10 protein-coding genes and 1 tRNA gene are annotated in these 12,827 nt (G+C 70.8%); 7 read left to right on the top strand and 4 right to left on the bottom strand.

Annotated features, from left to right (window positions below; all coding sequences use genetic code 11):
- Nucleotides 1–37 precede the first annotated feature (37 nt).
- Genes P5G46_RS09175 through P5G46_RS09160 form a run of 4 tightly spaced genes read left to right on the top strand, consistent with a single transcriptional unit; the run spans nt 38 to nt 5,005 of the window.
- Nucleotides 38–319, top strand: a complete 282-nt coding sequence (locus tag P5G46_RS09175) for a metal-sensitive transcriptional regulator (protein ID WP_239276357.1) — start codon at nt 38–40, stop codon at nt 317–319.
- A gap of 17 nt (nt 320–336) precedes the next feature.
- Nucleotides 337–645, top strand: a complete 309-nt coding sequence (locus P5G46_RS09170) for a heavy-metal-associated domain-containing protein (RefSeq protein ID WP_239276356.1) — start codon at nt 337–339, stop codon at nt 643–645.
- Complete coding sequence (locus P5G46_RS09165) at nt 642–2,855, top strand: heavy metal translocating P-type ATPase (RefSeq protein ID WP_408905520.1); 2,214 nt, start codon at nt 642–644, stop codon at nt 2,853–2,855. Before P5G46_RS09170 ends, P5G46_RS09165 begins: the two co-directional genes overlap by 4 nt.
- A 23-nt stretch (nt 2,856–2,878) precedes the next feature.
- Nucleotides 2,879–5,005, top strand: coding sequence for a heavy metal translocating P-type ATPase (locus P5G46_RS09160; protein ID WP_408905519.1), 2,127 nt, complete (start codon nt 2,879–2,881; stop codon nt 5,003–5,005).
- A gap of 477 nt (nt 5,006–5,482) precedes the next feature.
- On the opposite strand, the gene lanKC is transcribed toward P5G46_RS09160, so the two are convergent.
- The 3 genes from lanKC to P5G46_RS09145 form a co-directional block, all read right to left on the bottom strand.
- Complete coding sequence (lanKC, locus tag P5G46_RS09155; RefSeq protein WP_408905518.1) at nt 5,483–8,095, bottom strand: class III lanthionine synthetase LanKC; 2,613 nt, start codon at nt 8,093–8,095, stop codon at nt 5,483–5,485.
- 182 nt (nt 8,096–8,277) lie between these two features.
- Nucleotides 8,278–8,967, bottom strand: a complete 690-nt coding sequence (locus P5G46_RS09150; RefSeq protein WP_375094991.1) for a response regulator — start codon at nt 8,965–8,967, stop codon at nt 8,278–8,280.
- A complete protein-coding gene (locus tag P5G46_RS09145) occupies nt 8,960–10,216 on the bottom strand; it encodes a sensor histidine kinase (RefSeq protein WP_408905517.1) in 1,257 nt (418 codons plus the stop codon). Before P5G46_RS09145 ends, P5G46_RS09150 begins: the two co-directional genes overlap by 8 nt.
- Nucleotides 10,217–10,321: 105 nt before the next feature.
- Here P5G46_RS09145 and P5G46_RS09140 point away from each other — a divergent pair, with 105 nt between their 5' ends.
- On the top strand, nt 10,322–11,152 hold the full coding sequence (locus tag P5G46_RS09140) for a hypothetical protein (protein WP_408905516.1): 831 nt from the start codon (nt 10,322–10,324) through the stop codon (nt 11,150–11,152).
- Nucleotides 11,153–11,316: 164 nt separating this feature from the next.
- Here P5G46_RS09140 and P5G46_RS09135 read toward each other — a convergent pair.
- Nucleotides 11,317–11,400: transfer RNA gene (locus P5G46_RS09135), tRNA-Leu, on the bottom strand.
- Nucleotides 11,401–11,553: 153 nt separating this feature from the next.
- On the opposite strand from P5G46_RS09135, the gene P5G46_RS09130 reads away from it, so the two are divergent.
- Nucleotides 11,554–12,291 carry an FHA domain-containing protein gene (locus P5G46_RS09130; RefSeq protein WP_375094995.1) on the top strand — a complete coding sequence of 246 codons (738 nt, stop codon included), beginning with the start codon at nt 11,554–11,556 and terminating at the stop codon, nt 12,289–12,291.
- Nucleotides 12,288–12,824, top strand: coding sequence for an FHA domain-containing protein FhaB/FipA (locus tag P5G46_RS09125; protein ID WP_375094996.1), 537 nt, complete (start codon nt 12,288–12,290; stop codon nt 12,822–12,824). Before P5G46_RS09130 ends, P5G46_RS09125 begins: the two co-directional genes overlap by 4 nt.
- The last annotated feature ends 3 nt before the right edge of the window (nt 12,825–12,827 follow it).

The following is a 12,827-nucleotide window of genomic DNA, read 5'->3' as shown; positions in this document are numbered from 1 at the left end:
GCCCTCCTGCATACCCTAGGGGGGTATAGTATCCAGCATGAACGGGTACGACGGCAACAAGGACGACCTGCAGAAGCGTCTGCGACGCATCGAAGGTCAGGTCCGCGGAATCGCGCGGATGGTCGACGAAGACAAGTACTGCATCGACATCCTCACCCAGGTGTCCGCCGCGACGAAGGCGCTCGAGACGGTCGCGCTGTCGCTCCTGTCCGATCACCTCAGCCACTGCGTCGCCGAGGCCAGCGCGGAGGGCGGCCAGGTCGCCGCCGAGAAGATCCGTGAGGCCAACGACGCCATCGCCCGGCTCGTCCGGTCCTGACCCCCCAAGGAGACACCATGAACGACCGCATCGATCTCGGCCTGCGCGACGCCCGTTCCTCGCTCGGCGACGGCGTGGCATCCCCCTCCCTGCCCGAAGGCGCGGTCCTTCGCGAGGTCGGCGTCAGCGGCATGACGTGCGCCCACTGCGTCCGGAGCGTGACCGAGGAGATCTCGGAGATCCCCGGAGTGCAGGGCGTTTCGGTCGACCTCCGCGTCGGGGGCGTCTCGCGCGTCACGGTCGCCAGCGAGGCCCCTCTCGACTCCGCGCTCGTCCGCAACGCCGTCGAGGAAGCCGGATACTCCGTCGCGGACGACCCGTCATGACGACCACCGACGTCGAGCTCGACATCACCGGGATGACGTGCGCCTCGTGCGCCACCCGGATCGAGCGCAAGCTGAACAAGCTCCCCGGCGTCGAGGCATCCGTCAACTACGCCACCGAGAAGGCCCGCGTCCGCGGCGCCGACCTCGACCCCGCGGACCTCATCGCCGTCGTCGAGGCCGCGGGGTATGCCGCCGCGGTCCCGGCGCCGCCCGCGCCCGACGAGGTCGAGACCGACCCCGAGACCGACGCGCTACGGCGCCGGCTGCTCGTCAGCGCGGCGCTGGCGCTGCCCGTGGCGGTGCTGTCGATGGTCCCGGCGCTGCAGTTCGAGTACTGGCAGTGGCTCGCGCTCACCCTGACCGCCCCGGTCGCGGTGTGGGGCGCGTGGCCGTTCCACCGCGCGGCCGCCGTCAACGCGCGGCACGGGGCCGTCACCATGGACACGCTCATCAGCCTGGGCGTGGTCGCCGCGTTCGGATGGTCGCTGTACGCGCTGTTCTTCGGAGGCGCCGGCATGCCGGGCATGACGATGAGCTTCACGCTCTTCGGCGCCCCGGCCACGGGGGCTCACGAGATCTACCTCGAGGTCGCCGCACTCGTGACGGTGTTCCTCCTCGCGGGCCGGTACGCCGAGGCGCGTGCGCGGACGGCCTCCGCCAGCGCCCTCAAGGCCCTGCTGAACCTCGGCGCGACGTCCGCGACGAAGCTCGAGGACGGCAGCGAGCGGAGTGTCGCCGTGTCGAGCCTCACGGTCGGCGACGTCGTGGTCGTGCGCCCCGGCGAGAAGATCCCCTCGGATGGCCTGGTCCTGGAGGGCAGTTCCGCGGTGGATGCCAGCATGCTCACGGGCGAGTCCGTTCCGGTCGAAGTGGGTCCCGGCGCGCGCGTCATCGGCGCCACGCTCAACGTCGGCGGGCGACTCGTCGTCGAGATCTCGCGGGTGGGCGCCGACACAGAGCTCGCGCGCATGGGACGCCTGATCGAGGAGGCGCAGACCGGAAAGGCCCAGGTACAGCGCCTCGCCGATCGGGTCTCGGCGGTCTTCGTCCCCGTGGTGATCCTGCTCGCGATCGCCGCCTTCGTCGGGTGGCTCGTGGCGGGCGGGTCGGTGGAGCTCGCCTTCACAGCCGCGGTCGCCACGCTGATCATCGCGTGCCCCTGCGCCCTGGGACTCGCCACCCCCACCGCGCTCCTGGTCGGGACCGGGCGTGGTTCGCAGCTCGGCATCCTGATCCGCGGACCTCAGGTGCTGGAGCAGACCCGACGGGTCGACACGATCGTGCTCGACAAGACGGGCACGGTGACCACGGGCCTCATGGCGGTGACCGAGGTGCTGCCCGCCGACGGCGTGGACCGCGATGAGCTCCTCACGGTCGCAGCGGCGGTCGAGAGCGGGTCCGAGCATCCGGTGGGGCGGGCGATCGCCGCGAATGCGGGGGCGGTCGCCCCCGTCGAGTCGTTCGCCGCGCACGCGGGGTACGGCGTCCAGGGAGTGGTGGACGGCTCTGCGGTCGTCGCCGGTCGACTGTCGTGGCTCCGCGATCAGTGGAGCGTGGGGCCGTCGGCATCCGTCCTCGCCTCGCTCGACGCGCTGGCCGAGCGGGCCACGATCGTCGCCGTCGCGCGCGACGGGGAGTACCTCGGCGCGATCGCCGTCGCCGACACGATCAAGCCGACGAGCGCCGAGGCGGTCGCGCGGTTCCGCCGCCTCGGGCTTCGGCCGGTGCTGCTCACGGGAGACAACGCCGCGACCGCCGCCCGCGTCGCCGCCGAGGTCGGGATCGACGACGTCCGGGCCGAGGTCACGCCCGCGCAGAAGCTCGAGGTCGTGCGCACCCTGCAGGCCGAGGGTCGAGTCGTCGCGATGGTCGGTGACGGCGTCAACGACGCCGCCGCCCTGGCCGCCGCCGACCTCGGCATCGCGATGGGCGGAGGGACGGATGCCGCGATCGCGGCGAGCGACGTCACCGTCGTCTCGGGCGATCTGCTCGTCGTCGCCGACGCCGTCCGGCTCGCCCGCCGCACGCTCGGCACCATCAAGGGCAACCTCTTCTGGGCCTTCGCCTACAACGTCGCCGCGATCCCGATCGCGATGGCGGGCCTGCTCAACCCCGTCGTCGCGGCCGCCGCGATGGCGCTGTCGTCGGTGTTCGTCGTGACCAACAGCCTGCGTCTGCGGCGGTTCCGCCCGGAGCCCGCCGCGCGCTGACATCGATTCGAGAGAGGGATGCCATGACCTCGCACGATCATCACGCTTCTGCTGCTACCGCGCCGGCGGGGCTCGCCGATCACGCGCACGCCGCGCAGGACGCCTCGGCGGCGCCCGACCCGCGCGCGGGCCACTCAGGCCACGCGGGCCACTCAGGCCACGCGGGCCACGGCGACCACGTCGCGCGTTTCCGCCGGCTCTTCTGGGTCATGCTCGTCCTCGCGATCCCCGTCGTGGGGTTCTCGGCGATGTTCTCCGACCTCATCGGCTACCGCCTCCCGGATGCCGCGTGGGTGGCGTGGGTGTCGCCGATCCTCGGCACCGTTCTCTACGTGTGGGGCGGTGCGCCGTTCCTCACCGGGGCCGTCTCGGAGATCCGGGGCCGCGCCCCGGGCATGATGCTCCTGATCGCCCTCGCGATCACCGTCGCCTTCCTGGCTTCCTGGGGCGCGAGCCTCGGCCTGCTGCACCACGAGCTCGACTTCTGGTGGGAGCTCGCCCTGCTGGTCGTCATCATGCTGCTCGGGCACTGGATCGAAATGCGATCGCTCGCTCAGACGACCTCGGCCCTGGATTCGCTCGCGGCGCTGCTTCCCGACGAGGCCGAGCGCGTCGAGGGCGATACGACCGTGTCGGTCTCCCCCGCGGAGCTGAGCGTCGGCGACGTCGTCGTTGTGCGGCCGGGCGGCCGAGTCCCGGCCGACGGCCGGATCGTGCAGGGATCCGCCCGCTTCGACGAATCGATGATCACCGGAGAGTCGCGCGCCGTGCACCGCGACGAGGGCGACGCCGTGGTCGCGGGCACCGTGGCCACCGACTCCGGCGTGCGGGTCGAGATCACCGCCGTCGGCGACGACACGGCCCTCGCCGGCATCCAGAAGCTGGTCACCGACGCGCAGGCCTCGACATCGCGCGCGCAGCGACTCGCCGATCGCGCCGCCGCGTGGCTGTTCTGGTTCGCGCTCGGCGCCGCCGTGGTCACGGCAGCGGTCTGGACGCTGGTCGGGATGCCGGACGCCGCCGTCGTACGCACGATCACGGTGCTCGTCATCGCCTGCCCGCACGCCCTGGGCCTCGCGATCCCGCTCGTCGTGTCAATCGCGACCGAACGCGCCGCCCGCGGCGGTGTCCTCGTCAAGGATCGTCTCGCGCTGGAGAGCATGCGCTCCGTCGACACGGTGCTCTTCGACAAGACCGGGACGCTCACTCGCGGGGAGCCCGCCGTGATCGCCGTCGAGGCCGAGCCGGGTACGGACTCCGACACCGTCCTGGCGTGGGCGGCCGCCGCCGAGGCGGACTCCGAGCACCCGCTCGCCCGGGCCATCGTGCGTGCCGCCCGGAGACGCGATCTCGCCGTTCCGGCATCCACCGACTTCTCGTCGTCCCCCGCCGTCGGTGTGCGCGCGATCGTGGACGGACGCGTCGTGCGCGTGGGCGGCCCGGCGCTGCTCGACGAGGAAGGGGCCGACGAGCTCCCCGTCGCAGAGGAATGGCGCCGGGACGGCTCGATCATCCTTCACGTCGTGGTCGACGGGCGGGCGGTCGGGGCGCTGCGCCTGGCCGACGAGATCCGGCCGGAGTCCGTAACGGCGGTGCGCGCGCTGACCGAGCGCGGCATCGAGGTCGTCATGATCACCGGCGACGCCGAACCGGTCGCCGCCGCGGTCGCGAACGAGGTCGGCATCCGCCGGTTCTTCGCCGGGGTGCGTCCCGAGGACAAGGAGTCGACGGTCGCGCAGCTGCAGAGCGAGGGCCGCAGGGTGGCGATGGTCGGTGACGGCGTCAACGACGCTCCCGCCCTCGCCCGGGCGGACGTGGGCCTGGCGATCGGGGCGGGAACCGATGTCGCGATCGCCTCCGCCGGCGTCGTGCTCGCCAGCGACGACCCGCGGTCGGTGCTCTCCGTGATCGAGCTGTCCCGCGCGAGCTACCGCAAGATGCGCCAGAACCTCTGGTGGGCGGCGGGATACAACCTGCTCTCCGTGCCGCTGGCTGCGGGGATCCTGGCCCCGATCGGTTTCGTGCTGCCCATGTCGGTCGGCGCGATCCTCATGTCGCTGTCGACGATCGTCGTCGCCCTCAACGCCCAGCTCCTGCGCCGCCTCGATCTGCGGCCGGACGCGGTGGCGGCGATCGAGGAGACTCGCTGACGCGGGGGCGCAGGTCGGACTCCGTCGTCGCCGTACCCGCGGCGCCGCGTGATCCGATCGGGGGCGTCCATCGTCCTTTCGGATGAGATTCGACCGCGAATGCCCACCGCGCGACATCGGAGCGGGGAGCCGATCGCCGCGAGAACACGCGGGTCTTCGCTGTTCGCGCTCGAGATGTGGGCGGCGATCGATCGCGATCGACCGGGATACCGTCTGGGCACTCGGGTCGTCCGCGGGAGCGTCGATGGTTCGATGCACGCGGTGTCCGTTCGGGTCGGACACCGACGTCGGGCGGGGGCCGCATTGGGGGCGGCCCCCGCCCCCTCTTCTTCTCGCGCACACGGGGGGCGGGCGCGCGGTCCGAAGACCCCGCGCCCGCACCGTTGGCATCCGGCGGCTCAGCAGAGGCCGGTCGACGTGCTGCTGTAGCAGATCGACGTGCTCCAGGAGCTGGCGAAGACCTCGCTGCGCTCGGTCTCACCGCGCTCGAGCGTCTGCAAGGAGAGCAGGTATCCCATTCGTGTCACCTCCCCCCGGACCTCGTGCCCCCGAGGGGGCAGCGGCGACCGGGGGGAGGTCGAGGAACGGCAACGACAGGCGTCGACCGTCACGCAGGCTCGCGAGAGTCCACAGGACGCCCGCGGATCCGGTGGCCAGGTCGCACGACAGACGCAGCAGCGCGCGACCCGGGTACCCGACACCGACGGGCCGGGGGATGGAGTGCAGCCCGAGGAGACGCTCGTGACGGCCGAGCGCGTCGCCCGCGGAGGGCGTCGCCGCGCCACGCGCGTTCACCGTCAGTGCAGCGAGGGCCAGCATCAGTCCGGCCCGGCCCTGGAACAGTCCTGATTCCAGAACGAACTCGGGCTGCGCGGCCAGGGTGAGGGCCTCGAGGTGCGAAGCCAACGCGGACGAAGGATGCCGGGCGACCAACGCCGCGAGCGCGTACGCCACCCCGGCCGAGCCCGAGCCGAGGTAGGGCAGGAGCCGCCACCCCTCGTTCATCTGCAGCGAACCGTCCGGCGTCGGCACGCAACGCGCCAGATCGGCGGCGATCGACGCCTCGGCGAGATCGAGAAGCGCTCGGTCGCCCTGGAGGTCGAAGAGAGTGAGCGCCAGGAGGGCGGCCCCGCTCGGGCCGCGCAGCAGTCCTCCCGCGCCGGTGGCCACGGGCCCCGAGGCGGTGACCGTCCACCCCCGCGCACGATCGGCGAGATCGTCGAAGATCCGGCGCGCCTCACCGACGAGCTCCGGATGCCGACCCGCCAGGCGAAGCGCCCCCAGGGCGGTGCCCGCGGGACCGCCGTACACCCCGGCGGCGTCGGCCCGCGCCGGGGCGTCCAGGCATCGTGCGAGCGCCTCGTCGGCGAGTTCGGGTCGGCCGAGCGTCTCCCAGGCTGCCGCAGCGCCGGCGAGCCCGTCGAAGAGCCCCGAGCGCGGCGGAGCCGCGCGCACGGCGTCGGCGCACCACCGTTCGAGTTCCTCCGGCACGCCCCCGGTCGCCGCGTGGAGAGCGAGAAGCGTTCCGAGCGCGCCGTGCGCGACCGCGTAGGCGGGCTCGTCGAATTGCGCGGGGTCGCCGGGCCACAATCGGTCGGTTCGTTCCGGAGTCGCGTCGGCGAGGAGATGCCGGACGAGCGCGTCGATTCTCTGCTCACGCGGCTCGTCGTCCGCCGGTCGCGCCCGACGGGCGGTTTCGGCGAAGCGCAGGTCTCGGCGATCGACGTCCGAGAGGACGAATCGTTCGGTCACCCACTGCTGCAGTCGTGACTCCACCTGCGAGTGCAGGTCGAGCAGCGGAGTGAGGGGCGCGAAGAGGAACAGCAGGAGGCGTCGCAGCGCGAACAGATCGGCCGCCGTGCCCGCGCGCGCGGCGGGGTCGGCGAAGTCGGGCGCGACGAATCCCGGCGCGCCGATGGCGACGGGGGCGTTCTCGGGTGCGGGTCGTGCCATCTCGAAGTCGATGAGGGTGACCGCGCCGGTGTCGTCGACCAGGAAGTTCCCCGGATGAACATCGCCGTGGGCGAATCCACCGGCATGCACCTGCTCGACGATGCGTACGAGCCGTTGAGCGAGACCCAGCGCCCATTCCCGATAGTCGGCGACCGCCGCCGCGTCCGCACCGGCCGAGACGAGGGGATGCCGCGCGACCACCGCCTGGTGCAGCGGAACGCCCCGCGCGCGTTCGAGCACGAGGTAGCGGTGACCCAGCGCCGAAAAGTCCCGAACCAGCGCGACGATGCCCGGTTCCCTGAGACGCCGGAGGGTGACGGCCTCGCGCTCCGCGCGCGCCACCGCGTCGAGTCCGTCGGCGGTCACTCCCGCGTGCGGCCGTGCCTCCTTCAGCACGACCTCACGACCGTCGTCTTCGGCGGTGTAGACACCACCGGCGTTGGAGTGGTGCAGCACCCCCGTGACGCGCGGGAAGCCCTCGGGAGGGCGCACCTCGCCGAGCTCCTCCACCAGCGGAAGGAGGTACGAGGGGATGTCGACCCACTCCGGCGGTGCGAATCCGGGCCGGCGCATATCGGCGACGAGATGACCCTCGGGGTGACGGATCGCCGGCGTCGGGATGCCGTCGATCTCGACGAACATGCGGTGGAAGCCGCCGAACCGGACGAAGACCGGCCCCTCGCTCCACCGCAGATCGGACAGGATGTGCGGACCGCGGTAGTCGGCGGTCACCCGGCCCAGCTCCGTCAGCGTGCGGTGCAGCGCGCTCGTCGGCGGGTAGATCGTGACGAACTTCCCGGACCCCTCCCGGCTGGCATCCTTCCCGTTGGAGGCGGCGAGAACGCTCGCGCGAGAGAGGTGCTTGAACGGCAGTCTCTCTCGGACGCAGTAACGGGACACGACCCGCAGCAGGGGTTCGGCGGCGTCGTGGGTGACGCTGAGATGAACCTTCCAGCCCTGCTCGGGGAGCGACGCGCCCTCGGGCTCGTAGTAGGTCCAGATGCCGTCATCGGCGCGACGCCAGGATGCCGGGACGTCCACGGAGAAGGGCACATCGCCCTCCGGCGCGGGACCACGGCCGGGGTGCTCGTAGAAGTGCCGGTCCGCGCGCGCGAACGCCGGGTAGATCGCGTCCATGCCCCCGCCCACCGCCGTCGTCGCGCCGTCGGGACGCGGCGCGAGGCCATGGTGTGCGGGGGACGCGGCCCGGCCGGACGGAGGACGGGCACGCCCACGAGCGACGAACTGCCGCGATTCGGCCGATCAACCGGCCATTCTTCGCCGTCGGCCCATGGGCGCGGCGAGCGAGAGGATCCCGCTCAGATTCGTCCATTCGGATGAGACGCGAGCTCGGCGCGCACGCGCACACCCCACAGCGCGAGCTGCGTCCGGTCGGCAGCACCCACCTTGCGCATGGACGACTGAATGTGGCTGCGAACCGTGTTCACGGACACCACGAGCGCATCCGCGAGCTGCTCGTTGGAGGTGATGCCGTCGCTCAGGAAATGCACGACGCGGGCCTCGGAGGGACTGAGGGATGCCACCTTCGCGCGGTCGTCGTCGGACAGGCGACGTTGCGCGATATCGGTGAGCACCGACCGCGTCACGCGGGAGGACATGAGCGCGTCGCCGCGGTGCGCGGCGCGGATCGCCTCGACGAGCTGGGAGCTGTCGTGGGTCTTCAGAAGGTATCCGGACGCTCCGTTCCCCAGGGCGCTCATGACCAGCTGATCCTCACCATGACTGGTGAGGGCGATGACGCGCGTCGCTCCGCCGGACTCTCCGACGACGGCGCGCGTGGCATCGATGCCGTTCATCTCCGGCATCTCGAGATCCATCAGCACGACGTCGGCGTGCTCCGCGAGCGCGCCTCGGACGGCGTCGCGCCCGGTCGCAGCCTCGCCGACGACGGTGATGCCGTCCGCGTGCTCCAACCGCAGTCGGACGCCGCGCCGGAACGGACGGTTGTCGTCGGCGATGAGCACCCGGATGGGATCACTGTCAGTCACGTACGGCCTCCGTCGTCCTCGGGAGCGGGATGTCCACCCCCACTCGCCATCCGTCTGCGTCGTCGGAGGCGGCGTGGAGCGCTCCGTCGACGAGGGCGAGCCTCTGGCGCAGGTTATCCAACCCCCAGCCCAATCCGAGACCACTCTCGGAGTCACGCGCACGGCGGGAAGCACCGTTCTCGACGGTCGCATGCACGCGTCCCGGATCGATCTCGAGGTGCACGCGGACGGGAGCGCCCGGGGCATGCTTGGCGGCGTTCGAGAGCGCCTCCTGGATCGCGCGGTACGCGGTCGTCGAGACCACGGCCGGCGGGAGCTCGGCATCCCCTTCGGTCGTCGCGACGACATCCATGCCTCGCTCCCGCCAGAAGGAGAGGAGTTCGTCGAGGTTGCGCAGGTCGGGCGTCGGCGCGTGCGCCGTGGCTTCGACCGCGCGGAGGTCGCCGAGGGCGCCGTAGAGGCTGGCCGCGGCGTACCGCCCCTCGGCGCGGACCTCGTCGATGAGGTGGAGCGCCTGCTGAGGGTGCGCGGGCGCGAGATCGGCGGACGCGTCGCACAGCGAGACCAGTCCGGCCAGGTGCTGACCGGCGACGTCGTGGAGCTCCTGCGCGATCCGGCCGCGTTCGGCCGTGCGCGACGCCTCGATCGCTTCCGCCTGTTGCGCCTGCAGGTCCAGCGCGTGCTGCCGCGCCCTCTCCGTGCGTCGTTCGAGCGCAGCCCACAGCAGACCGAGCGCCACACCGGCGAAGGACAGGGATGCCAGCGACACGCCCTCGGTCAGGAGGAAGCCGATGATCGCTCCGGGCGGGACGCCGAGACCGGCCGCCCACGCCCCCAGGGACGCCCATCCGGCGCCGACCCCGACGGCCGCCCATGTCGCGGCGACCGGGATCGTGTGCGCGCTCCCCACGGCGAACATCGCGATCGCGACGACGAGCTGCATGGGCGTCGCCCACGTCGGCACGCCGAGGACGACGGCGACCGCGAGGTAGCAGCCGAGCGCACCGAGCATCGCGAACACCGGCCGCGGTGCCAGGGCGGAGACGCAGACCGCCTGCGCGAGACAGATCAGCGCCACGAGCGTGATGACCACCTGGGGTGACAGGCTATGCGCCCACTCGCCCGCGCCGCTCGTGACGGCCAGCACGGGATCGCTGCACACCTGCACCACGGTGGCGATGAAGACGACCACGGCGAACAGCGGCGAGCGCATGATCGTGACGACGCTCGGGCGGGCGACCTTGTCCATCTGACCTTCCTACCGTGGAAGGCCGGAACCGCGCGTATCCCGATCAAGATGGTTGGCGGCAGGCTCTGCGCGAAACCACCCGACGAATAGAAGGCAAGGCGTTCTATGAACACCCCCCTCCTCACTTCCATCAACTGGCCTGATCTGTCCGCCGAGCAGGCAGCGTCCGTTGAAGCGGCAATGGTCGTGCTATCTCGCGACAAAGACTTCGTCGGGGCTTCAGCGCGTGTGCTGTCGTCTCGGTCCGGCTTCGTCATCCGCCTGACATGCGTCGACGGCATGCATACGCTCATCAAGGTCTCCCCCACTGGTGAAACTCGGGAGGTGGCGACCGAGTTCGCCTCGCTCAACAGGCTCGGCCGTCGGTACACGCAGCGTGTGAAGGCATTCGTCTACACCGATCTGAACGCCGTGCTCGCGCTGGAGTGGCAGAACGGACCCAGCCTCAGTAGCCGATGGGCCGACGCCGACGCCACAGACGTTGGCCGCCGAGACGATCTGAGGCTCATTGCGCTCGAGCTCGACAGGCTGCACGCACGCGGCCTCGTGCACGGAGACCTGCAGCCGACCCACATTCGCTTCGCAGAAGAGGGGCCGACTCTCATCGACTTTGGCGTCTCCGGCGCCCCCGCCACCCCCTTCGGTGGCGGGCTCGTGCATTACATCGCCCCCGAGTACGCGACCGATATCGTGCACGGGCGTACGCCCGAGCGAACCTTCGAAGGCGATTGGTACGCACTTCTCGCCAGCGCCTATGCGGCGATAACGGGTACCGCACCAGTGGTGTACCCCGACGAAGCTGATCGGGACGTCCGCCTCGCGGCGATCGCTGAGCGCAAGTTCGATTTCAGTGGGTCGCAGGACACACTTGCTCTCGAGCTCGGCGCTGCCTTGGAAGGTGAAGCGAGCAAGCGGCGTAGTTGGTTCCTGGAATGACCGCGGCCGCCGTCACGGTCGGCGTCAACGCGTTCACCCCAAATGGCAGTTGCGCGCACGGCGAGGACAGAAACGACGAAGCCGGTCAGGATTTTCGGTCCTGACCGGCTTCATGTGTTGTCTCTTGAAGAACGGGCCTGAGAAAAGATCAAGACCGCCATCTGTGCGCGAGGGGGGACTTGAACCCCCACGCCCTTGCGGGCACTGGCACCTGAAGCCAGCGCGTCTACCTATTCCGCCACTCGCGCGAGTCATGGCATCCAAGGATGCCGCGCACTCAACTTCCCGAGAATATCACGCCCGCGGTTGCCCCACGAACCGTGTTCGGGCCGAACTTCCATGACCTGTCCAGGCGTGCTGACTACGATGTGGCTACTGGTCTGCCTGCCTGAAGGAGTCTCGTGGGACTACTCGACAGTTTCGAGAAGGGTCTCGAACGCGCCGTCAACGGTGCGTTCGCGAAGACCTTCCGCAGTGGCATCCAGCCGGTGGAGATCGCCTCGGCGCTGCGGAGTGAGCTCGACAAGAAGGCCGTCGTGGTCACGCGCGACCGCATCCTGGCGCCCAACTCGTTCGCGGTGCGCCTGTCACCGTCCGACGACGAGAAGATGAGCGCGCTGGGTTCGACCCTCGTGTCCGAGCTCGACACGCTCGTGAAGAAGCACGCTCGCACGCAGGGGTACTCCTTCGCAGGACCGGTCACGATCTCGATCGAACGCGACGCATCCCTGTCGACGGGCACCCTGCGCGTGGACTCGCAGACGAGCGAGGGTCAGGTGTCGTGGCGCGGAGTCGTCGACATCAACGGCACGCGGCATCCCCTCACGAAAGCGCGGACTGTGATCGGTCGCGGCAGCGACGCCGACATCACGATCCCCGACGCCGGAACCAGCCGCAAGCACGTCGAGATCCTGTGGGACGGCGAGCGCGCGATGGTCCGCGACCTCGGCTCGACGAACGGCACCGCGCTGAACGGGCGCAAGGTCTCCGAGGCCGCGCTGCCGCCCGATTCGACCATTTCCATCGGACGCACCGATATCGTCTTCCGTGTCGTCGCTCAGGCGCAGGCTCCGCGGCGGGCCGCGCCGTCCGACGCGACACAGCTTTTCGACGCTCGGGAGCGGGGGACCCGGTCATGAGTCCACTGACTCTTCTTCTTCTGCAGGGCGGGTTCCTCGTGCTGCTGTGGTTCTTCGTGTTCGGTGTCGTGTATTCGCTGCGCGCCGACCTCTTCGGCGTGAAGGTGCGGAAGCTCCCCGAGCCCTCGGCATCCGCTCCCGCTGCCGCGGCCCCCACGGCATCGCCCAACGCGGTGACGACGCAGGTCAAGCGACCCGCCCCGCCCGCGCCGTCTCCGGCGGGGGGTCTGGCCACGACCGCGTCCGTGTCGCGCATCGTCATCACCAGTGGACCGAAGGCGGGCCTGGAGCTTCCGCTCGGCACTGAGCCACTCACGATCGGCCGCTCGAGCGAATCGGGTCTGGTCATCCGCGACGACTACACCTCCAGCCACCACGCCCGCCTCGTGCTGTGGGGCGACCAGTGGATGCTGCAAGACCTCGATTCCACGAACGGCACGTCGCACGACGGGGTGCGGGTGGCATCCCCGGTCCAGGTGAAGGTCGGGGCGCCCATCAAGGTGGGCGCTACCACCTTCGAGTTGCGGAAGTAACCC

Source organism: Microbacterium mcarthurae (assembly GCF_046064585.1).
In the GTDB taxonomy this organism is placed as follows: Bacteria; Actinomycetota; Actinomycetes; order Actinomycetales; family Microbacteriaceae; genus Microbacterium; species Microbacterium mcarthurae.
This window is presented reverse-complemented; position numbering and strand designations above follow the sequence as displayed.

Excerpts from the sequence above, each read along its gene's own strand:
- P5G46_RS09175 (WP_239276357.1), top strand. The coding sequence starts at position 38 with ATGAACGGGTACGACGGCAACAAGGACGACCTGCAGAAGCGTCTGCGA.
- P5G46_RS09165 (WP_408905520.1), top strand. The coding sequence starts at position 642 with ATGACGACCACCGACGTCGAGCTCGACATCACCGGGATGACGTGCGCC.
- P5G46_RS09140 (WP_408905516.1), top strand. The coding sequence starts at position 10,322 with ATGAACACCCCCCTCCTCACTTCCATCAACTGGCCTGATCTGTCCGCC.
- P5G46_RS09170 (WP_239276356.1), top strand. The coding sequence starts at position 337 with ATGAACGACCGCATCGATCTCGGCCTGCGCGACGCCCGTTCCTCGCTC.
- lanKC (WP_408905518.1), bottom strand. The coding sequence starts at position 8,095 with ATGGACGCGATCTACCCGGCGTTCGCGCGCGCGGACCGGCACTTCTAC.
- P5G46_RS09160 (WP_408905519.1), top strand. The coding sequence starts at position 2,879 with ATGACCTCGCACGATCATCACGCTTCTGCTGCTACCGCGCCGGCGGGG.
- P5G46_RS09125 (WP_375094996.1), top strand. The coding sequence starts at position 12,288 with ATGAGTCCACTGACTCTTCTTCTTCTGCAGGGCGGGTTCCTCGTGCTG.
- P5G46_RS09145 (WP_408905517.1), bottom strand. The coding sequence starts at position 10,216 with ATGGACAAGGTCGCCCGCCCGAGCGTCGTCACGATCATGCGCTCGCCG.